The organism is Sphingomonas astaxanthinifaciens DSM 22298, from assembly GCF_000711715.1.
GTDB lineage: Bacteria > Pseudomonadota > Alphaproteobacteria > Sphingomonadales > Sphingomonadaceae > Sphingomicrobium > Sphingomicrobium astaxanthinifaciens_A.
The window spans coordinates 1,783,990-1,804,368 of the sequence record NZ_JONN01000001.1 but is presented as its reverse complement, the minus strand read 5'-3'; the positions used below and the strand labels follow the sequence as shown (position 1 = coordinate 1,804,368).

Here is a 20,379-nt window from a genome sequence, read left to right as displayed (position 1 = left end):
AATCTATGCGCCCTTGGCGAGACCCAGTCCAGCAAGGATCGCATCGACCTGGCGCTCGGTTTCGGCAAGGCTCACCGAGGTGTCGATCACGTGATCGGCACGGGCGCGCTTCTCGGCATCGGGCAGCTGGCGGGCGAGGATATGGTCGAGCTTGGCGGGCGTCATGCCCGGCCGGGCGAGGACCCGCTCACGCTGCACCGCCTCGGGCGCCGAGACCACGATCACCTGGTCGAACACCGCGTCGCCGCCGGTCTCGAACAGCAGCGGGATGTCGAAGAGCAGCGCCGGCGCGTCGCCGTTTTCGACAATGAAGCGGGTGCGTTCGTGGTGGACCGCCGGATGGACGATCGCCTCGAGCGCGGCGAGTTCGTCGGGCTTGCCGAGCACCGCCGCCGCCAGCGCTTCGCGATCGACCGCGCCGTCGCGCGTGGTGCCCGGAAAGCGCTGCTCGATGATCGGCACCAGCTTGCCGCCTGGTCCCTGGAGCGCCCGCACGGTCGCGTCAGCGTCGAACACGGGAATCCCCCGCGCCGCGAACATCGCCGCGACGGTCGATTTTCCCATGCCGATCGACCCGGTGAGCGCCAGCGTCTTCATGCGGTCAATTGCTCCACCAGCCCGTCGCCAAGGTCAATCGGGGCAGGTTTCCCGAAGAAAGTGGCAAAGGCTTGGGCCGCCTGGAACAGGAGCATGGTCGCGCCGCCCACGGTCCTGAAACCGCGCGCGTGCGCGTCGACCAGGAGCTCGGTCCGTGCGGGCGCGTAGACCATGTCGAACACCATCGCGCCGGGCGCGAGCCCGCCGAGGGGAAGGCGGGGCCAAGGCTGGCCGGCCATGCCGAGTGGGGTCGCATTGACGAGGAGATCGCCAGCCGGCTCGCTCGCGAGAGCGCCGATTTCGGCGCCGGGAAACAATTGGTCGGCGAGGCGCCGGCCTTTGGCGGGGTCGCGGGTGAGGATGGTGAGGCGGCGCACGCCTGCCCGGCGAAGGGCGTAAGCGGCTGGCCGCGCCGCCCCGCCCGCGCCGACGAGCACCACTTCCGCGTCCTCGAGACGCACCCCCTCCAACGACCGATGGATACCGTGGAGGTCGGTGTTTTGTCCGTGCAGCCGCCCATCGGCGTTGCGCCCGACGGTATTGACCGCGCCGATGGCGGCGGCCGAGGGGTCGACGCTGTCGAGCAGCGCCAGGATCGCCTGCTTGTGCGGCATGGTGACATTGCAGCCGCGCCAGTCGGGATCATCGCGGCGCGCGGCCAGATAATCGGCGAGCTCGCCGGGCGCGACGCGCCATGCGCGATAATCGGCATCGAGTCCGAGCTTGCCCAGCCAGTGGCGGTGGATCAGCGGCGACTTCGAATGGGCGATCGGGTCACCGATCACTTCCGCATAGGGCCGCGATGACGTCATGACGGCAGCATGCCCTCTGCCCGAAGCGCCCCCAGCAGCGGGAGGAGCGGCATGCCGAGGATGGTGAAATGGTCGCCCTCGATGTTATCGAACAATTGTACCCCCGGCCCCTCGAGCCGGAATACCCCCACGCAATAGGAAACCTCGGGCCAGTCGGCGTCGAGATAGTCCTTTATGAAGGGCTCGCTCAGCGTCCGGACCTTGAGATCGGCCCGGTCGGCGTGGCTCCAGACGGTCTTGCCATCCTTGACCAGCGCGACCGCACTCGTGAGCACCATCGTCTTGCCCGAGAAAAAGCGCAGATGATCCGCCGCGCCCCCGCGGTCAGCCGGCTTGTCGAACCGCCGACCCGCGACGCTGACGAGGCTGTCGCTGCCGATCACCATTGCGTCCGGCTTCCGCGAGGAGACCGCGGCCGCCTTCGCTTCGGCCAGTGCGACAGTCAGTGCCGCATCGTCGCCGTCGAACCCGGCCTTGATCGCGGACTCGTCGACGCCGGGCGCCTCGGCCTCGAACGCGACCCCGGCATTGGCGAGCATCGTGCCGCGAATGGGCGAGGTCGAGGCCAGAATCAGGGTCACGCCGCCAGTTCCATGTTCGTTCCTGTGGAGAAATGCTCCTCAGCCCCTAGCGCGGATCGGGGGATGGACCAATCGGGGCGCGCCCGCGCCGCTCGCCATCGATTCCCCGACTCGTTTATCCACGGTGGATGAAGCCATCCACAAGGCTGTGGATTACGGGAGTCGTGCACCGCGACTCGGCGGTCTTGCGAGAAGGACGGTTTCCGGCCACCTGTTGGCAACCGTGGGAGGTCCCCTTAATCCCCCTCATGGGGCGACCAACAGACTCCAACTACCTTTTAAGAATCTAAGAGAGAAAGAGATAAGGGTGGCGGATCAGCCTGCGACTGTGACGACCGACAAGCCCCTCCTGGCCGTGCTGAAGGGAGAGCGTCGCGACCCCCCGCCCGTCTGGATGATGCGCCAGGCCGGGCGTTACCTCCCCGAATATCGCGCCCTCCGCGCCGAGAAGGGCGGTTTCCTCGACATGGTCTATGATCCGGCCGCCGCGGCCGAGATCACGCTCCAGCCGCTGCGCCGATTCCCGCTCGATGCGGCGATCCTCTTTTCCGACATCCTGATCGTGCCGCACGCGCTCGGGCAGGAGCTGAGCTTCGTCGCCGGCGAAGGTCCGCGCCTCGCGCCGCCCTTGTCGGGGGCCGAGATGAGCGCCTTCGTGCCCGCGCCCGAACGGTTCGAGGCCATTTACGAGACCGTCCGCCGGGTGAAGGCCGAGCTGTCGCCCCAGACGACTTTCCTCGGCTTCGCAGGATCGCCCTGGACCGTCGCCACCTACATGGTCGCGGGCGAGGGCAGTCGCGAACAGGCCGAGGCGCGAAGCCTCGCCTATCTCGACCCGGGCAAGTTCGGCGCGATCATCGCCGCGATCGAGGAGGCCACGGTCGGCTATCTCGTCGGCCAGGCCGATGCCGGGGTCGACGCGGTGCAATTGTTCGATAGCTGGTCGGGCAGCCTCGCACCGGCCGAATTCGAGCGCTGGGTGATCGCACCGACCGCGCGCATCGTCGAGCGCCTGCGCGCGCTTCGCCCGAACCTCACCATCATCGGTTTTCCCAAGGGCGCCGGGGGCAAGCTCCCTGCTTACGCGCGCGAGACGGGAATCGACGCGGTCGGCCTCGACGAGACGGTCGATCCGGTCTGGGCGCATGCCAGCCTTCCCGCCGGCATGCCGGTCCAGGGCAATCTCGACCCGTTGGCGCTGATCGCCGGCGGGGCTGCGCTCGAAAAGGCGGTCGGGCGGATCCTTTCCGCGCTCGAGGAACGGCCGCACGTCTTCAATCTCGGCCACGGGATCCAGCAGACCACCCCGATCGCGCACGTCGAGCAGCTCCTGCGCCTACTCGGAAAGGCCCTCTGATGCTCGACGCCTATATCGGCTGGCTCGGCAACGCCTATCCGTGGGTCAAGGCGGCGCATGTCACTTTCGTCATCTTCTGGGTCGCCGGCCTGTTCCTGCTGCCGCGCTTCTATGTCTACCATCATGCGACTGCGCCCGGCTCGGCCGAGGACCGCGCGTGGATCGAGCGCGAGCGCCGGACCCGCTCGATCATCCTCACACCCGCGCTGGTGATCGTGTGGGTGCTCGGTCTAGCCCTCGCCGTTCACCTCGGCGCGTGGACCATGGGCTGGTTCCACGCCAAGCTGCTCTTCGTGATCCTGCTCTCGGGCTACCAGGGCTGGCTCGGCGCCTATGGCCGCAAGCTCGGCCGTGGCGATCGTCCGCTCGAGAATCGCACGCTCCGGATCATGAACGAGGTGCCCGGCATCATGACCGCCATCATCGTCGTGCTGGTGATCGTCAAACCCTTCTGACCTTGCAGGGGGCAGCGTGGGTCCCCATGTTGACTTCACCGGCGGCGCGCCATAGGCCGCTATGAGATACGGCCGCACCGGCCCGTATTCCTCCTTGATGCCGGTGTGTCCGCTCGGTTCTCGACGCGGCCTTTCAGTCATCCGACTGCCAAACTTTCCAGACAAAGACTTCAGACATGCATCTCAAGGATCTCAAGCAGAAGACTCCCGCCCAGCTGGTCGCTCAGGCCGAGGAAATGGGCATCGAAGGGGCTTCCACCCTGCGCAAGCAGGATCTGCTGTTCTCCATCCTCAAGGTCCGGGCCGACAGCGGCGCCGAGATCATGGGCTCGGGCACCATCGAAGTGCTCAACGACGGCTTCGGCTTCCTGCGCAGCCCCGAGGCCAATTATCTCGCTGGGCCTGACGACATCTACGTCACCCCGCAGCTGGTCCGCCGCTTCGGCCTGCGCACCGGCGACACCGTCGAGGGCGAGATTCGCGCCCCCAAGGACGGCGAGCGCTATTTTGCGCTCAATCGCATCACCTCGATCAATTTCGACGAGCCCGATGCCGTCCGCCACCGCGTCAATTTCGACAATCTGACGCCGCTCTATCCCGATTCGAAGCTCAAGCTCGACACGCTCGACCCGACGATCAAGGACAAGTCGGCGCGGGTGATCGACATCGTCTCGCCGCTCGGCAAGGGCCAGCGCGCGCTGATCGTCGCGCCGCCGCGCACCGGCAAGACCGTGCTGCTGCAGAATATCGCCCGTGCGATCACCGACAACAATCCCGAAGTCTTCCTGATCGTCCTGCTGATCGACGAGCGGCCCGAGGAAGTCACCGACATGCAGCGCAGCGTGAAGGGCGAGGTCGTCTCCTCGACCTTCGACGAACCGGCGCAGCGCCACGTCCAGGTCGCCGAGATGGTGATCGAGAAGGCCAAGCGCCTGGTCGAGCACAAGAAGGATGTCGTCATCCTGCTCGACTCGATCACGCGTCTTGGCCGCGCCTACAACACCGTCGTGCCGAGCTCGGGCAAGGTCCTGACCGGCGGTGTCGACGCCAATGCGCTCCAGCGTCCGAAGCGCTTCTTCGGCGCGGCCCGCAACATCGAGGAGGGCGGTTCGCTCTCGATCATCGCCACCGCGCTGATCGACACCGGCTCCAAGATGGACGAGGTCATCTTCGAAGAGTTCAAGGGCACGGGTAACAGCGAAATCGTGCTCGACCGCAAGGTCGCCGACAAGCGCATCTTCCCGGCGCTCGACGTCGGCAAGAGCGGCACCCGCAAGGAAGAGCTGCTGGTCCCGCAGAATACCCTCACCAAGATGTGGGTGCTGCGCCGGATCCTCATGCAGATGGGCACCGTGGACGCGATGCAGTTCCTCCTCGACAAGATGCGCGATGCCAAGTCGAACGAGGATTTCTTCGCCTCGATGAACCAGTAGGCCGGGCGAGCGTCCCGTCTCCGTGACCGGGTTCGACCTCCACGACCTCTTCACCTCGGCCGGCCTGATCACGCTGGCCGAGGTCATCCTCATCGACCTGACGCTGGCCGGCGACAACGTCATCATCATGGGCACGATCGCTTCGGGACTGCCCGACCGCGATCGGCGCAAGGTCATCGCGCTCGGCGTCGGCGTGGCCCTGGTCTGCCTGATCGGCTTCGCGCTGGTCGCGACCTGGCTGCTCCACATCACCGGCCTGCTGCTCGCCGGCGGGCTCCTGCTTCTGTGGGTCTGCTACAATCTCTATCGCGAGCTGCGCCCCGCCAGGGTCGTGATCGCCGACGATCCCGAGACTCCCGAGATCGAAGGTCCGCCGCAGAGCAAGACTTTCCTCGCCGCGGCGCTTCAGGTCACGCTCGCCGATCTCAGCATGAGCCTCGACAACGTCATCGCCGTCGCCGGCGTGGCGCGCGAGCATCCCGCGGTTCTCGCCTTCGGCCTGATCTTCTCGGTGTCGCTGATGGGTCTTGCTGCCAATTACGTGGCGCGGCTGATCCAGCGCTTCCACTGGATTGCCTGGATCGGCCTGGCGATGATCCTCTACGTCGCGCTCAACATGATCTGGCACGGCGCCCTCGAGGTCTGGCCGATGCTCGGCACCGCCTGACCGGGCACCTCGACAACCGCAACCCATCCTCGGCATAGGGGTTGGGAACGCGATCCCGAACTGCAGGAACCGACCTTGATTTCAATCCTCCTTGCCAGCGCCGTTTCCGGGGACGTCAGCTCGTTCGGCGCCATCTGGCAGGACATCCTCACCGACTTCGCCAACATCGGCCAGCCGGGGGCCCTGGCGGCCTTCCTGCAGGTGCTGATGATCGACCTCGTCCTCGCGGGCGACAATGCGATCGTGGTCGGCGCGCTGGCGGCGGGACTTCCGGCCGAGCAGCGGCGCAAGGTCATCCTCATCGGTGTGCTCGCCGCACTGGTGCTGCGGATCGGCTTCGCGCTGATCGTGACCCAATTGCTCCAGGTCGTTGGGCTGATCCTCGCCGGCGGCCTTCTTCTTCTCTGGGTGGCATGGAAGATGTGGCGCGAGCTGCGTCAGGGCGGAAGCGCGGGTTCGCCCGAGATCGAGGGCGACGAGCATAGCGGCCTCGCCTCGGCCAAGAGTTTCGCCAGCGCCGCCTGGGCGGTCGCCATCGCCGACGTCAGCATGAGCCTCGACAACGTGCTCGCGGTGGCCGGCGCGGCGCGCGAGCATCCGGGAATCCTGATCGTCGGCCTGATCTTCGCGGTCGCGCTGATGGGCCTCGCGGCCAACGTCATCGCCCGCTACATCGAGCGCTATCGCTGGATCGCCTATGTCGGCCTGGCGGTCATCCTGTGGGTGGCGGTCAAGATGATCCACGACGGCTGGGTCGATCCGCAGGTCGGTGTCGGACGCCTCTTCTTCTGAATCGAGGCCGGGAGCGGGGATGGGCGACACCATCTTCGCCCTGTCGAGCGGGGCCCTGCCAGCGGCGGTCGCGATCGTGCGCTGCAGCGGTCCGCGGGCGATCGCCGCAGGCCACCAGCTCGCCGGTAGCCTGCCGCCGCCGCGCCAGCTCGGCCTCAGGGCTCTAATTGCCGCCGACGGCGCGCTGATCGATCGCGCGCTTGTGGTGCAATTCCCGGGCCCGTCGACGGCAACCGGGGAAGATCTCCTCGAATTTCACCTCCACGGCGGCCGCGCGGTCGTCGCGCGGTTGCTCGATGAGCTTGGCCGGATTCCGGGTCTTCGGCCGGCGGAACCCGGCGAATTCACGCGCCGCGCGCTCGTCAACGGCCGACTAGATCTCACCGAAGCCGAAGGACTGGGCGATCTCCTCGCCGCCGAGACCGAATGGCAGCGCCGCGCGGCGGCACAGGCGGCCGGGGGTGCGCTCAGCCGGCAGATCGAGGAGTGGCGCTCGGCGCTGCTCCTGCTCGCTGCCGAGGCTGAGGCCGCCATCGACTATGTCGACGAGGAAGAAACCGAACTCGACCTGTCCGCGCTCGCTCGGCGGGCGTCGGGCCTTGCCTCGCAATGGCGGGAATGGCTGCGAGCCCCGCGCTCGGAAACCCTGAGCGAGGGCTTGTCGGTAGTCCTCGCAGGTCCACCGAACGCCGGAAAGTCAAGTCTATTCAATGCGTTGATTGGTGACGACAAAGCAATTGTCACCGCCATCCCGGGAACCACGCGCGACCTGATCGAGGCGCGGCTGGATGTCGAGGGGCTGCCGCTGACCCTGGTCGATACGGCGGGTTTGCGTGACAGTGACGACGAGGTGGAGCGGATCGGCGTGAGCCGGGCGGCGCGGGCGCAGGCGACTGCCGACATCCTTCTCTGGCTGGGCGATCCGAACGACGCGCCGGCGCATCCGCACCGCCTCCTTCTGATCGCACGTGCCGACGCGCGATCGCTCGAAGAACCGCATCCCGGCAGCATCGCCGTCTCGGCGCGGACCGGTGAGGGGATCGACAGGCTGCGCCGCGAAGTCGCGGAAATAGCCCGCACACTCCTTCCGCCGCCCGACCGGGCCACCCTCAACCTACGCCAGGCGCAAGTCCTTTCCGCCGCCGCAGACGCACTCGAACTCGCCAGGGCGGACGATGCGCTTCTGACCGCGGAAGCGGTCCGGCAGGCGCTTCACGCGCTCGATCGGATGACGGGTCGGCAAAGCACCGAAGACATGCTCGACACGTTATTTTCTCGCTTCTGCCTCGGCAAATAGGCTGTTTCACGTGGAACAACTCGCTTCGGTCGTGCCGACGCGTTAATGGCCCTCCATGTTCGACGTCCTGGTCATCGGCGCGGGTCACGCGGGTACGGAAGCCGCGAGTGCGGCGGCGCGTTCCGGTGCGTCGGTAGCGCTGCTCAGTTTCCGTACCGAGGACGCCGGTCAGATGAGCTGCAACCCGTCGATCGGCGGGGTGGGGAAGGGGCATCTCGTCCGTGAGCTCGACGTCTTTGACGGGCTCATGGCACGCGCGGCCGACCGGGCGGTCATCCACCGGCGGATGCTCAACCGCAGCAAGGGACCTGCCGTCTGGGGTCCGCGCGTCCAGGCCGACCGCAAACGCTATCGTGCGGCCATCGAGACCTTGCTTGCTGTCACGCCGATTCGGCGCCTCACCGGGGAGGCCGTTCGGCTCCTGATCGAGGAAGGCAGGGTCTCTGGCGTCGCGCTCGCCGATGGAAGCGAGATCGCCGCGCGGGCGGTGGTCATTGCCACCGGCACCTTCCTCGACGCCGTCATCCACATCGGCGAGGAGCAGCGGCGGGCGGGCCGGCACGGCGAGGCGGCGAGCATTCCCTTGGCCGAGCAGGTGCGCGAGATCGGGCTTGCCGCGCGTCGCCTCAAGACCGGGACCCCGCCACGCATCGACGGTCGCAGCATCGATTGGGCGAGACTTGATGAGCAGGCGAGCGACGTCGATGCATGGCGTTTCTCTGCGCTGCCTGAAGAAGTTCAGACGCTCCCGCAGCTGTGCTGCGCGATCACGCGCACCAGTCAGGCCACGCACGACGTCATCCGCGCCTTCGCCGATCGCTCCCCGCTCTATGCCGGCGTGATCGAGGGGAGGGGGCCGCGCTATTGCCCGTCGATCGAGGACAAGATCCGTCGGTTCGGCGATCGCGAGGGTCATCAGGTCTTTCTGGAACCCGAGGGACTGGACGACAGGCTGGTTTATCCCAATGGCATTTCGACCTCGATGCCCCTCGACGTCCAGGCGGCCTTCGTCCGCACCATCCCGGGCCTAGAGCGCGCCGAGATCGTCCGGCCCGGCTATGCGGTCGAATATGAGCATGTCGATCCGCGGCGGCTCGGCGCGACGCTCGAGGTGCGTGATCTTCCCGGCCTGTTCCTCGCGGGCCAGATCAATGGCACCACGGGATATGAGGAAGCGGCAGCGCAAGGACTGGTCGCCGGGCTCAATGCCGCCGCCTCGGCGACTGGCCGCGAGGAAATCCGTTTCGACCGCCGGTCGAGTTACATCGGGGTGATGCTCGACGACCTGACCCTTCAGGGCGTGACCGAACCCTATCGCATGATGACCGCGCGCTCCGAATATCGCCTGTCGCTTCGTGCGGACAATTCCGTCACCCGGCTTGGGGCCATTGCGCTTGAGACGAATGCGCTCTCGGAGCAGCGGGCGGCGTCGATCATCACCCATCTCGAGCAAAGGCGACAACCGGCCTTTGCCATGACCGACGAGGGCCAAGCTGATACCTTGTACGCGCCTTATGTGGAGCGCCAAGTCCGTGAGTGGCAGGAGGTCACGCGCAACGCCGCGGTGACGCTGCCGTCATCGCTCGACTTCTCGCGCGTGCCGGGGTTGTCGGCGGAGATGTCGGAACGACTCGAAGGGGCTCGTCCGGAGAATCTCGACCAGGCCAGTCGCGTGCCGGGGATCACCCCCGCCGCGCTCACCGCGCTGCATCTTGCCGTGACCAAGAGGGCGGCTGCGTGACGGAAACTTCTTTGGCCGCGGTTCTCGGAACCCCTGTTTCACGTGAAACAAAGGAAAGACTGGCCTCATTCGCGGACATGTTGCGGCAAGAGAATGAACGGCAAAACCTGGTGAGCAAGGCCAGTCTCGACGCCTTGTGGACCCGCCACATTGCGGACAGTGCCCAGCTGATTCGTTTCGCGCCGGTGAACGCCGAATGGCTCGATATCGGGAGCGGTCCGGGTCTGCCCGGTCTGGTTCTCGCAATCCTCGGCGTGAAGCACGTCACCATGGTCGAGCCGCGACGCCTGCGAACCGACTTTCTCGAACGTGTAAGCGATGCGCTTGCCCTCAAGAACGTCGCCATCGTCACGGGAAAGGTCGAGCAGGTGACCGGCAGCTTCGACGTCATCACGGCCCGGGCGGTCGCGTCGCTCGACAAGCTTTTCGCCTTGTCCGTCCCACGGTCGCATGGCGGAAGCCGGTGGGTGCTGCCAAAGGGGCGAAGCGCCGCAATGGAACTGGCCGAAGCCCGTTCCACGTGGCAAGGTGAGTTTCGTCTGGAAGCCAGTGCGACCGATCCCGAGGCACGGATCCTGGTTGCCGAGAAGGTCCGGAAGAGGATGGGGCGGGGATGATCAAGGTCGCGATTGCCAATCAGAAGGGCGGGGTCGGCAAGACCACGACCGCCATCAATCTCGCGACGGGTCTTGCCGCCATGGGGTGGCGCGTCCTGCTGATCGACCTCGATCCGCAGGGCAATGCGTCCACCGGTCTCGGGGTGGGGCCGCAGGCGCGCGAGCGGTCGTCCTACGAAGTGCTGATCGGGACCGAGCGTCTCGACGACAGCGTGTTGTCGACCCGGGTCCCGCGGCTCGACCTTCTTCCCGCGACGCAGGACCTGTCGGGCGCCGAAGTGGAGCTGGTCGGGCTCGACCGGCGCACCCACCGGCTGGCCGACGCGCTCGACGCGGCGTCACAGCGATGGGACATCTGCTTGGTCGACTGTCCGCCCTCGCTCGGACTGCTGACGGTCAATGCGCTGGTTGCCGCGCGTCACCTGCTCGTGCCGCTGCAGTGCGAGTTCTTCGCCCTCGAGGGGCTGAGCCAGCTCCTCCAGACCGTCGAGCGGATTCGCACCCGCTTCAATCCGGAGCTGTCGATCCTGGGCGTCGCGCTGACCATGTTCGACCGCCGCAATCGTCTGTCGGCGCAAGTGGCCGAGGATGTCCGCGCTTGCCTCGGCAATGCGGTGTTCGAGACTGTCGTGCCCCGCAACGTCCGCCTGTCGGAAGCGCCGAGCCACGGCCTTCCGGCGCTCATCTATGATCTGCGCTGCTCGGGCTCGACCGCTTATGTCGGCCTGGCGCGCGAACTATTGTCGCGCCTTCCGGCGCTCAAGGAAGCCGCATGAACCAGCAGGCACGAGGATTGGGACGCGGCCTGTCGGCATTGCTTGGCGATGCGCCCGCGGTCGCTGCGGGCAGCGCCGAGGGCGTGCGCGAGATCGATGTTGCCGCGATCAAGCCCAACCCACTCCAGCCGCGCCGCATCTTCTCCGAGGATTCGCTCGCCGAACTGGCCGAGTCGATCGGCGCGCGCGGGGTGCTGCAACCCATTCTGGTCCGTCCGAGTGCAGAGGCGGGGCAGTATGAGATCGTCGCCGGCGAGCGGCGCTGGCGCGCGGCCCAGCGAGCCCAGCTTCACCGAATCCCCGCGATCGTCCGCAGCTTCGACGAGGCCGGGACCGCCGAGGTCGCGCTGATCGAGAATGTCCAGCGCGCCGACCTCGGTCCACTCGAGGAAGCCGACGCCTATGCCGCGCTGGTCGAACGCTTCGGGCACAAGCCGGAGGACGTCGGCAAGCTCGTTGGCAAGAGCCGCAGCCACATCGCTAACCTATTGAGATTGCGCGATCTTCCGGAGAGCGTGCGAACGCATCTCGACGCCGGCACCTTGTCCATGGGTCATGCTCGCGCCATTGCTTCGGCACCCGACCCCGAGCTTCTCGCCGAGGAGATCGTCAAGCGCGGCTTGTCGGTCCGCCAGGCCGAAGCGCTGGCGCGTCGCGCAAAGCCGGGGGCAGGGAGCGACATTGCGCGGGGCAGTGCGCGGCTGGCCGCAGCGGCGCGTGACGCCGACCTCGTCGCGCTCGAGCGCCAGCTTGGCGACCTCCTCGGGCTCAAGGTCAGCATCCAGCATGCGGCGGGCGCAGGCCAGGTCGCGGTGCATTTCTCGAGCCTCGACCAGCTCGATCTCATCTGTCAGCGACTGAGCGGCGAACCGATCTAGCGCCGCGCCATCCGGGCGAGCTGAATCAGCGTTTCTCCCAAGGCCGCGCTCGAAGGAACCGGGCGGAGCAGCAGTTCCCGCTCCAGTCGTTGCACGCGGACAAACGCCTCGGAGAGCAAGGGCGAGGTCCAGCGCGGCAGGATCCGGCGCACGACGTCCTTGTCCCGGGCCCAGACGCTTTTGAGCACGGCATCGCCGCGTTGGCCGCCGTCGAGCCGGGCTCGCAGCGGCGCGAGCATCAGCAGTCGACGCTGAAGGGCGCGAACCACCGGGATGGGGTCGATGCCGCTGCTGTCGAGCAAGGCAAGCTCGCCACCCAAGCCGCGGACGTCACCCATCAGGGCGACATCGCCGGGCCGCGCAAAATCGGTTTCCGACTGGTCGATCCCAAGCGCCGCGACCGTGTCGTCGTCGAGATCTTGCGGCCGGTCGGGCGCGGCATCGAGGTACAGCGCGAATTTCTGCAGCTCGAGCCGCACGAGGATGAGATCGCCGGCCGCCTCCTCGGCGATCCGCTCGGCGAGCTCGGGGGCGATCCTCAGGCCCTCGGCGCGGCCGAGCTCGAGGATCGCGCCGACCTGCTGGCGCGCGGTCTGCGGCTCGCTAGCGACATGGATGGCGAGCTTGTGCCCGTCGGCGAGCCTGGCCAGACCACTGTCCTTGCGCAGCACGCCTGCGATGGCGACGACGGGCGCCTCGACGGCCGGGAGCTCGAGCATGGCGGTGATGGCAGCGACGCTGTCCTCGGCTGCCGGCTCGATCCACAACAGGCGCTTGCCGCCGAACATCGGCAGGCTTGCGGCCTCGTCGGCGAGCCAGCCGGGATCGCCCTTCAGCTGTGCACCGCTGGTGGTGAGCTTCTCGGCGCCGAGTGCGGCGAGCAGCCGCTGGGCGTGGAGCCGGCTGGTCGAATTGTCGGCGCCGGACAGGAGGAACAGGCGGATAGCTGGATCGGGACGATCGAGCAGCGGCCCGGCGCGATCCGAGGCGAGCTTCACCGCTTGCGCTGCGCGTTCGCGTAGAGCCCGAGGCGGCCGACGATCTGATCGGCGACGACCTGCGCCAGCCGCTCGGCGGCGGTCTGCTCGGCCGCGACCGTGGCGACGTCGGAGCTGACCACGTCGATCCCGGCGTCGGAGCCCGCAGTGGCGTCGAGCACGATCTGGCCGGTGGCATTGTCGATCAGGCGGTAGCGCGCGCGAATGGTGCGGCGCTCGCGCGTGACCGCGGTGTCGCCGCGGATACCGAAGCCGGTGACGTCGTCGTCGACCTCGACATCGAGGCGGTAGCGTTCGTCCCCCTTGGGCTCGCCGAGGCGGTCGGCGAGCGCGGCGCGGAGCAGCCAGCCCGTGCGGCCGCCGGCGATGGGCTGGACCGACACCTGGTCGAGGAAGGTCGCGGTCGGGCCCGACGCGCCGCCGCCATAGACCGGCCGCAGGCCGCAGCCCGAAAGCGCGACCATCAGGCCGGCGGCGAGGAGCAGCCTCCTCACAGGACGATATTCACGAGGCGGTCGGGCACGACGATGACCTTGCGTGGCTCGGCGCCCTCCATGAGGGCACTGATCTTGTCGGCCGACAGCGCCATCGCCTGCAGCGCCTCGCGGTCCATTCCGCGCGGCGCGGTCAGCGTGTGGCGGAGCTTGCCATTGACCTGGACCGCGATGGTGACCTCGTCGTCGACCAGCAGCGCAGGGTCATGCGCCGGCCACGGCTGGTCGACGACCATCCCATCGCCGCCGAGCGCCGCCCATGCCTCCTCGGCGAGGTGCGGGGCCATGGGGGCGACGAGGATCACGAGGGTGCGAATGGCCTCGCTCCTGGCGGCCGACGGGGCCGCCTTTTCGAGCGTGCTCACCAGTTCGTAGACCGCGGCGATGGCCTTGTTGAATTGGAGGCCCTCGATCGCCGCGCCGACCGCGGCGATCGTGCGATGGAGCTTGCGGGTGACGGCCTTGTCCTCGCCCGAGGGCTCGACCGGGGAAGTCGCCAGCCGCCAGACGCGCTGGACGAAGCGCGCCGCGCCCTCGATCCCGCCGATCGACCATTCGAGGTCGCGCTCAGGCGGCGAATCCGACAGCATGAACCAGCGCACCGCGTCGGCGCCGTAGCGGTCGATGATGGCGTCGGGATCGACGACATTCTTCTTCGACTTGGACATCTTCTCGACCCGGCCGCTGGTGACCGGTTGGCCGCTCTCGATGTGGATCCAGTCGTCGCCGCTCCGGGTGACCTCGCCGGGGCTGAGCCAGCTGCCGTCGCCGGCCTTGTAGGTCTCGTGGGTGACCATGCCCTGCGTGAAGAGGCCCTTGAACGGCTCCTTCAACGACAGGCGGCCGATCCGCTCGAGCGCGCGGGTCCAGAAGCGGGCGTAGAGCAGGTGCAGGATCGCATGCTCGACCCCGCCGATATACTGGCCGACCGGAAGCCAGGCCTGCGCCTCGGCTGCGTCGAACGGCTTGTCCTCGGGCTGCGAGGCAAAGCGGATGAAATACCAGGAGGAATCGACAAAGGTGTCGAGCGTGTCGGTTTCCCGCCGGGCCGGCTTGCCGCAGGTGGGGCAATCGACCTTGCTCCAGGTCGGATGCCGGTCGAGCGGGTTGCCGGGAATGTCGAAGGTGACGTCCTCGGGCAGCACGACGGGCAGCTGATCCTTGGGCACCGGGACCGCGCCGCAGTCATCGCAATGGATGATCGGGATCGGCGTCCCCCAGTAGCGCTGGCGGCTGACGCCCCAGTCGCGCAGGCGATACTGGGTGGTGCCCTTGCCCCAGCCGTCGGCCTCGGCGCGGCGGATGACCTCGGCCTTGGCCTCGTCGGTGGTCAGGCCATCGAGGAAGCGGCTGTTGACCGCGACGCCCGAAATGGTTTCGGCCTCGGTCAACGGCGCCTCGGCATCGTCGGCGGAAGCGGCGACCACGCGCTTGATCGGCAGGTCGTATTTGGTCGCGAATTCGAAGTCGCGGACGTCGTGGCCGGGAACGCCGAACAGCGCGCCCGTGCCATAGTCCATCAGCACGAAGTTCGCGATCCAGACCGGCAGCTGCCAGTCGGGATCGAGCGGGTGGGTGACTGTCAGCCCGGTGTCGAAGCCGAGCTTCTCGGCAGTCTCGATCTCGGCCGCGGTGGTCCCGCCCTGCTTGGCCAGCGCGATGAAGTCGGCGACGTCAGGGCGCTCGGCGGCGAGCGCCTCGGCGATCGGGTGGCCGGGCGAGATGGCGACGAAGCTCGCGCCGAAGATGGTGTCGGGACGGGTGGTGAAGACCTCGACCTCGCCGCCCTCGGGCCGCTGGAAGCGGAATTGCAGGCCGCGGCTCTTGCCGATCCAGTTCTCCTGCATCAGCCGGACCTTGTCGGGCCAATGGTCGAGGGTGTCGAGGCCCTCGAGCAGCTCCTCGGCGAAGTCGGTGATCCGCAGGAACCACTGGTTGAGCTTGCGACGCTCGACCAGCGCGCCCGAACGCCAGCCGCGTCCGTCGATCACCTGCTCGTTGGCGAGCACGGTCATGTCGACGGGGTCCCAGTTGACCTCGGATTCGCGGCGGAAGACGAGGCCGGCGGCGAACAGGTCGAGGAACAGCGCCTGCTCGTGGCCGTAATAATCGGGCTCGCAGGTCGCGAGTTCGCGGCTCCAGTCGAGGGCGAAGCCAAGCCGCTTCAGCTGCCCGCGCATCGTCGCGATGTTCGAGCGGGTCCAGCTGCCGGGATGGACCTTATTTTCCATCGCCGCATTCTCGGCCGGCATGCCGAAGGCGTCCCAGCCCATCGGATGGAGCACTTCATGCCCCTGCGCGCGGCGGAACCGGGCGAGGACATCGCCCATGGTGTAGTTGCGGACATGCCCCATGTGGATGCGCCCCGAGGGATAGGGGAACATCTCGAGGACATAGGCCTTGGGCTTGGCGCTCGCGCTGTCGGCGCGGAAGCAGCGTTGCTCCTCCCACCGCTCCTGCCAGCGGGAGTCGCTCGCCGCCGGATCGAAACGGTCGGTGGTCATGCTTGCTCCTGTCGGTTGAAGGTCCTCAGCCGCCGACCGAGGCGCGGCGGATGTCACGGGCGCGGGTAAGGATGATGTCCTCGAGCTTCTGCACCGTGGCGGCGGTCACCGGGGCGTCGACCCAGGTGCCGTTCTGGCTGACCTGGCGCGAGGCCGCGACGCGCAGCGCGTCCGCGCGCAAGTCCTGGTCGAGGATCGAGACGGTCAGCTTGACCCGCTCGCCCGGCGAATTGGGGTTGGCGTACCAATCGGTCACGATCACGCCGCCGTTGCTGTCGGCGGTGACCAGCGGCGCAAAGCTCAGCGTGTCGATCGCGGCGCGCCACAGATAGGTGTTCACGCCGATCGCGGTGGTCCGCGACGGGGCCAGCTCGACCGGGATGTTGCGGTTGCGGCTGCAGCCGGCGGCCGTCAGCGCCACGGCTGACAGGAGAACAACGGCAAGCGGTCGACGCATGGTGCAATTCCTAGAAGACGAAGATGTCGTTGAGCGCGTTATAGGAGATGGGCCACCCCTCGCAACCCGTTCCCGACCAGCGCGGCATTGTGGATTCAATGTCACATCATGGGGCGATTCCAAGACGGTCGTGGAACATTCATCTCCGCCATCCTATGTATCGCCCGAAAGGATCGGGGCAGTGGTGAGTCGCACGCGCGACATTCGGGGCAAGTGGGCCGTGGCGATCGCCGCCGCGAGCCTCGTGCTGCCTGCCTCGGTCGTGATCGCGGCACCCAAGGACGAGGCCAAGCGCCCGCCCGCGGTTTCGCTCTCCTTCGACGGCGGATTTACGCCCGCGCAGGCCGATCCGCGGCTTGCCGCGGCGCTCGCCAGCCGCCCGACCATGGCGTCGGACCTTCGCTTCACCCCGGCCGCCAGCCGCCAGCGTCCCTCGCAGATCCGGATCGCGGTGCGCGCCCGGGCGAGCACGCCGTCGCAGGCCGCGCTCACCAACCGCGCGATTGCGGCGGCACCGATGGCGGGCGGCATGCCGCTCACCCCGGCGTCCTACAATCTCGGCGCGGCCGTTGGCTGGAAGCGCTTCGCGGTCTCGGCCGACGTCAGCCGTGCGCAGGGCGCCACCCCGGCGTTCAGCCCGCGCGAAGGCGCCGAAGTGGGCGTGAGCTACAGCGTCAAGAAGTTCACCGGCCGGGTTGCCGCCAGCGCCGACCGCGCGACCGGCGAGCGGGCAAGCGCGATCGCCGATCCGACCGCTTATGCGCTCGACGTGGGCGGCGCCTACAACATCAGCCGCAACATCGCGCTGACCGGCGGCGTGAAGTACAAGATCGAGCGCGAGCGGGTGGCCACCTTCCGCGACCAGCGCCGCGACAGCCAGGCCGTCTACATCGGCACGGCCTTCAAGTTCTAAGCCAGCAGTCGATTCCCGCCCAGCCGTGGAAGCCGCGCGCCATCAGTGTGGCGCCGCGCTCCGCGTCCATGCCGCCGAGCGCGATGGCCGGATGACAGGCGGCCCTGGCGAGCGCGAGCGCTTGCGCCTCGCCCAGCACCTTGGCCCCAGGGTGCGATCGCGTCGAAAAGACGGGTGAGACGAACACCATCGCTGCCGGCCGCTGCGCCGCCGCTTCGGCCTCGCCATGGTCATGCACCGACAGGCTGAAGGGGAGGTCGGTGCCCCCGTCCGGATTGTGGACGAGGTCGGCACGCAGTTCGGCCGCGAGCGCGACGTCGCGCGCGATGCCGAGAACCGCACCGCTTTCCCGCACCGCCTGGGCGATGCGCCGGCGCTCGTCGCGACCGCTGGTGTGATGGCGCACGATGATCCCGGCACCGGCCTCGGCCGCCCGCGCGATCGCTGTCGCGAGATCCTTGCCCATCCGCTCGTCGGTAAGCAGCCAGGAGGTCGGCCAGCCTTGCCTTCTCATGGGTCAGGCTCCTAGCAGGCGGCGATGTCCGATGCAGCCACCCGCCTCGCCGCCGTCCGCGCCACGATCGACCAGGCCGCGCATGTCGCGGGCCGGAAGCCGGAGGACGTGACGCTGGTAGCGGTCAGCAAGAATCGCCCTGCCGAAGCGATCGAGGAGCTGATCGCGGCGGGCCAGCGCGACTTCGGCGAGAGCCGGGTGCAGGAAGCCATGGCCAAGTGGCCCGATCTTCGGGACCGTCATCCCGACATCCGCCTGCACATGATCGGCCGCCTCCAGTCGAACAAGGCCAAGGAAGCCGCCGGCCTGTTTGACGTCATCCACTCGCTCGACCGGGCGAGCTTGCGCGATGCGCTGGTCGAAGCGGGCTGGTCTGGGCCGACCTATGTGCAGGTGAACATCGGCGAGGAGGAGCAGAAGGGCGGGGTCCCGCTGGCAGAGCTTCCGGCCTTCCTCGCCGCGCTGCGCGACACCCCGCTCGCCTTCGCCGGGCTGATGGGCATTCCGCCTGCCGGGGTCGAGGCCAGCCCCTATTTCGCGCTCCTTGCCAAGCTCGCGCGGCGGCATGACGTCACTCGCCTGTCGATGGGCATGAGCGGCGACCTTCGCAGCGCCGTGATGCTCGGCGCGACCGTCGTCCGGGTCGGGACTGCGCTGTTCGAAGATTAATCGAGGTGGCCGCTCTTGGCCTTCTTGGTCGCCAGATAATCGGCATTGTGCGGATTGGCGGGCAGGTGATGGGGAACCCGGGTGACCGCGATCCCCGCCGCGGCGAGTCCCTCGATCTTGGCCGGATTGTTGGTCAGCAGCCGCACCGCCTCGACGCCCAGCGCCCGCAGCATCGCCGCGGCCAGCGCGAAATCACGCTCATCGTCGCCGAAGCCGAGGCGGCGGTTGGCTTCCACCGTGTCGAGCCCGCGATCCTGCAGCGCATAGGCGCGGATCTTGTTGGCAAGGCCAATCCCGCGCCCTTCCTGGCGCAGGTAGAGCAGGATGCCGCTGCCCTCGGCTTCCATCAGCCGGAGCGCGGCATTGAGCTGGGGCCCGCAGTCGCATTTGAGGCTGCCGAAGACATCCCCGGTCAGGCATTCGCTGTGCAGGCGCACCAGCGGAGGCTTGCCGCCCGGCGCGCCGATCACCAGCGCGACATGCTCGCTGCCATCTTCCTCGGCCCGCATCGCGACGATCTGGGTGGGCACCTCGAGGCCCTCGACCGGAAGAATCGCGCGGGCGGCGATCGCGACGGTCCGCGGGCGCGCGGCCGATGTCGCCTCGGACGACTTGAGGGCCAGGGCGGCAGGCGTATCGAGCAGCCAGAAGGCCGGGACCAGCCCCGCCAGCCGGCTCAGGGTCAGCGCGCCGAGCGCGGCCTCGGGATCGGCGACGGGGAGCGACCGCAGCGGCCCCTCGACGAAACGCGCGAAATCCCACGCCGGATCGACCAGTTCGCGGATCTTCCCGGTGGTCAGCCAGTCGCTGCGCTCGACCAGCACCGGGGCGAGCGTCGAGGCGGCCTCGCGCTGGTTGCCAAGCCCGATTGCGGCCGCGCGCGCACCGCTCAGGAGAAGGGGCGAACGGGAATCGGGATCGAGCTCGGCCAGCAAGGCGTCGGTCGCGGTCTCGACCGGGACCACGGTCAGGCTCCCGACCGTCACCGGCCGGCCGGCCCTGAGGGCCGCGATGGCCGCGGCAGCCTTGCTCAAAGCTCGAGCTCGACCACCAGGGGCACGTGGTCCGAGGGGCGCTCCCAGGCGCGACAGGGCTCGTGGACCTTGTGCGCGGTGGCCTGCGCCGCGACGCTCGGGCTGGCCCACATATGATCGAGCCGCCGGCCGCGGTCGTTCTTGGTCCAGTCGGGCGAGCGATAGCTCCACCAGGTGTAGTTGCGCTCGGGCGCGGGCACGAACGTGCGGCCGAGGTCGACCCAGCCATGCGCCTGCTGCAGCCGGCCGAGTGCCTCGACCTCGATCGGCGTGTGGCTGACGACATCGAGCAGCGCCTTGTGGCTCCACACGTCGCATTCGAGCGGCGCGACATTGAAGTCGCCGACGATCAGCGTCGGCTCCTTCAGATCCTCGGACCAGCGGGTCATGCGCTCGATGAAGTCGAGCTTCTGCCCGAACTTGGGATTGAGGTTGCGATCGGGAATGTCGCCGCCGGCGGGAACGTAGACGTTTTCCAGCCGGAGCCCCTGCGGCAGCTGGACACCGACATGGCGCGCCTCGCCATTGTCCTGCCAGTCGTGGCGGCCGTGCGCCTCGAGCGGGATCCGGCTGAGGATGGCGACGCCGTGGTGCATCCGCTGCCCGTTGAGCGCCTGGTGGACATAGCCGCGATCGGCGAAGAGCGCGGCCGGGAAATCCTTGTCCTCGGCCTTGGTCTCCTGGAGGCACAGAACGTCGGGCTGTTCCTCGTCGAGGAAGCGGCCGACGATCGGCACGCGCGCGCGGACCGAGTTGATGTTCCAGCTGGCGATCTTGAGACGGGTCACAAGGC

At 68.1% G+C, this 20,379-nt stretch carries 22 protein-coding genes; 12 read left to right on the top strand and 10 right to left on the bottom strand.

Annotated features, from left to right (window positions below; translation table 11 throughout):
* Window positions 1-3: 3 nt before the first annotated feature.
* The 3 genes from coaE to BS69_RS0109350 are packed head-to-tail and all read right to left on the bottom strand — an operon-like array spanning window position 4 to window position 1,990.
* A complete protein-coding gene (gene coaE, locus BS69_RS0109360; RefSeq protein ID WP_029941688.1) occupies window positions 4-597 on the bottom strand; it encodes a dephospho-CoA kinase in 594 nt (197 codons plus the stop codon).
* Window positions 594-1,409: a shikimate dehydrogenase family protein gene (locus BS69_RS0109355; protein WP_029941687.1), complete on the bottom strand. Its 816-nt coding sequence runs from the start codon at window positions 1,407-1,409 to the stop codon at window positions 594-596. The genes coaE and BS69_RS0109355 overlap by 4 nt, the downstream gene beginning before the upstream one ends.
* Complete coding sequence (locus BS69_RS0109350; protein ID WP_029941686.1) at window positions 1,406-1,990, bottom strand: Maf family nucleotide pyrophosphatase; 585 nt, start codon at window positions 1,988-1,990, stop codon at window positions 1,406-1,408. The genes BS69_RS0109355 and BS69_RS0109350 overlap by 4 nt, the downstream gene beginning before the upstream one ends.
* A 328-nt stretch (window positions 1,991-2,318) precedes the next feature.
* On the opposite strand from BS69_RS0109350, the gene hemE reads away from it, so the two are divergent.
* The 10 genes from hemE to BS69_RS0109300 all read left to right on the top strand — a co-directional run bounded on the left by hemE (window position 2,319) and on the right by BS69_RS0109300 (window position 12,003).
* Window positions 2,319-3,347 carry a uroporphyrinogen decarboxylase gene (gene hemE / locus BS69_RS0109345; protein WP_245605154.1) on the top strand — a complete coding sequence of 343 codons (1,029 nt, stop codon included), beginning with the start codon at window positions 2,319-2,321 and terminating at the stop codon, window positions 3,345-3,347.
* Between the two features lie 14 nt (window positions 3,348-3,361).
* Window positions 3,362-3,802: a CopD family protein gene (locus BS69_RS0109340; RefSeq protein ID WP_029941684.1), complete on the top strand. Its 441-nt coding sequence runs from the start codon at window positions 3,362-3,364 to the stop codon at window positions 3,800-3,802.
* A gap of 176 nt (window positions 3,803-3,978) precedes the next feature.
* Entirely contained in the window at window positions 3,979-5,235 is a 1,257-nt protein-coding gene (gene rho, locus BS69_RS0109335) for a transcription termination factor Rho (protein ID WP_029941683.1), read from the top strand.
* Window positions 5,236-5,257: 22 nt separating this feature from the next.
* Window positions 5,258-5,902 carry a YjbE family putative metal transport protein gene (locus BS69_RS0109330; protein ID WP_029941682.1) on the top strand — a complete coding sequence of 215 codons (645 nt, stop codon included), beginning with the start codon at window positions 5,258-5,260 and terminating at the stop codon, window positions 5,900-5,902.
* Between the two features lie 84 nt (window positions 5,903-5,986).
* The gene (locus BS69_RS0109325) at window positions 5,987-6,694 is read left to right on the top strand and encodes a YjbE family putative metal transport protein (protein WP_245605153.1); all 708 of its coding nucleotides are present in this window, start codon (window positions 5,987-5,989) and stop codon (window positions 6,692-6,694) included.
* A gap of 19 nt (window positions 6,695-6,713) precedes the next feature.
* Window positions 6,714-7,991 carry a tRNA uridine-5-carboxymethylaminomethyl(34) synthesis GTPase MnmE gene (gene mnmE, locus BS69_RS0109320; RefSeq protein WP_029941680.1) on the top strand — a complete coding sequence of 426 codons (1,278 nt, stop codon included), beginning with the start codon at window positions 6,714-6,716 and terminating at the stop codon, window positions 7,989-7,991.
* Window positions 7,992-8,046: 55 nt separating this feature from the next.
* On the top strand, window positions 8,047-9,732 hold the full coding sequence (mnmG, locus tag BS69_RS0109315; protein WP_029941679.1) for a tRNA uridine-5-carboxymethylaminomethyl(34) synthesis enzyme MnmG: 1,686 nt from the start codon (window positions 8,047-8,049) through the stop codon (window positions 9,730-9,732).
* A gap of 11 nt (window positions 9,733-9,743) precedes the next feature.
* On the top strand, window positions 9,744-10,349 hold the full coding sequence (gene rsmG / locus BS69_RS0109310) for a 16S rRNA (guanine(527)-N(7))-methyltransferase RsmG (RefSeq protein WP_029941678.1): 606 nt from the start codon (window positions 9,744-9,746) through the stop codon (window positions 10,347-10,349).
* Window positions 10,346-11,125, top strand: a complete 780-nt coding sequence (locus tag BS69_RS0109305; protein ID WP_029941677.1) for a ParA family protein — start codon at window positions 10,346-10,348, stop codon at window positions 11,123-11,125. The genes rsmG and BS69_RS0109305 overlap by 4 nt, the downstream gene beginning before the upstream one ends.
* Window positions 11,122-12,003: a ParB/RepB/Spo0J family partition protein gene (locus BS69_RS0109300; RefSeq protein ID WP_029941676.1), complete on the top strand. Its 882-nt coding sequence runs from the start codon at window positions 11,122-11,124 to the stop codon at window positions 12,001-12,003. The genes BS69_RS0109305 and BS69_RS0109300 overlap by 4 nt, the downstream gene beginning before the upstream one ends.
* On the opposite strand, the gene BS69_RS0109295 is transcribed toward BS69_RS0109300, so the two are convergent.
* From BS69_RS0109295 to BS69_RS0109280, 4 genes are read right to left on the bottom strand one after another with little or no spacing between them, the layout of a single operon-like run.
* A complete protein-coding gene (locus BS69_RS0109295) occupies window positions 12,000-13,001 on the bottom strand; it encodes a DNA polymerase III subunit delta (protein WP_029941675.1) in 1,002 nt (333 codons plus the stop codon). The two genes, BS69_RS0109300 and BS69_RS0109295, sit on opposite strands and share 4 nt — an antisense overlap.
* A complete protein-coding gene (lptE, locus tag BS69_RS0109290; protein ID WP_029941674.1) occupies window positions 12,998-13,495 on the bottom strand; it encodes an LPS assembly lipoprotein LptE in 498 nt (165 codons plus the stop codon). The genes BS69_RS0109295 and lptE overlap by 4 nt, the downstream gene beginning before the upstream one ends.
* On the bottom strand, window positions 13,492-15,999 hold the full coding sequence (leuS, locus tag BS69_RS0109285) for a leucine--tRNA ligase (protein WP_029941673.1): 2,508 nt from the start codon (window positions 15,997-15,999) through the stop codon (window positions 13,492-13,494). Before leuS ends, lptE begins: the two co-directional genes overlap by 4 nt.
* A gap of 25 nt (window positions 16,000-16,024) precedes the next feature.
* Window positions 16,025-16,420, bottom strand: coding sequence for a DUF3576 domain-containing protein (locus BS69_RS0109280; RefSeq protein ID WP_342665812.1), 396 nt, complete (start codon window positions 16,418-16,420; stop codon window positions 16,025-16,027).
* Between the two features lie 217 nt (window positions 16,421-16,637).
* Here BS69_RS0109280 and BS69_RS0109275 point away from each other — a divergent pair, with 217 nt between their 5' ends.
* On the top strand, window positions 16,638-17,369 hold the full coding sequence (locus BS69_RS0109275; protein ID WP_051676664.1) for a porin: 732 nt from the start codon (window positions 16,638-16,640) through the stop codon (window positions 17,367-17,369).
* On the opposite strand, the gene BS69_RS0109270 is transcribed toward BS69_RS0109275, so the two are convergent.
* Window positions 17,359-17,883: a thiamine phosphate synthase gene (locus BS69_RS0109270; protein ID WP_037504454.1), complete on the bottom strand. Its 525-nt coding sequence runs from the start codon at window positions 17,881-17,883 to the stop codon at window positions 17,359-17,361. The two genes, BS69_RS0109275 and BS69_RS0109270, sit on opposite strands and share 11 nt — an antisense overlap.
* Before the next feature lie 24 nt (window positions 17,884-17,907).
* Here BS69_RS0109270 and BS69_RS0109265 point away from each other — a divergent pair, with 24 nt between their 5' ends.
* Window positions 17,908-18,552 (top strand): YggS family pyridoxal phosphate-dependent enzyme, encoded by a 645-nt coding sequence (locus tag BS69_RS0109265; protein WP_029941669.1) that lies wholly within the window; start codon window positions 17,908-17,910, stop codon window positions 18,550-18,552.
* Here BS69_RS0109265 and ribA read toward each other — a convergent pair.
* Window positions 18,549-19,586, bottom strand: coding sequence for a GTP cyclohydrolase II (ribA, locus tag BS69_RS0109260; RefSeq protein ID WP_029941668.1), 1,038 nt, complete (start codon window positions 19,584-19,586; stop codon window positions 18,549-18,551). The two genes, BS69_RS0109265 and ribA, sit on opposite strands and share 4 nt — an antisense overlap.
* Window positions 19,583-20,374: an exodeoxyribonuclease III gene (locus BS69_RS14565; RefSeq protein WP_029941667.1), complete on the bottom strand. Its 792-nt coding sequence runs from the start codon at window positions 20,372-20,374 to the stop codon at window positions 19,583-19,585. Before BS69_RS14565 ends, ribA begins: the two co-directional genes overlap by 4 nt.
* Between the last annotated feature and the right edge of the window lie 5 nt (window positions 20,375-20,379).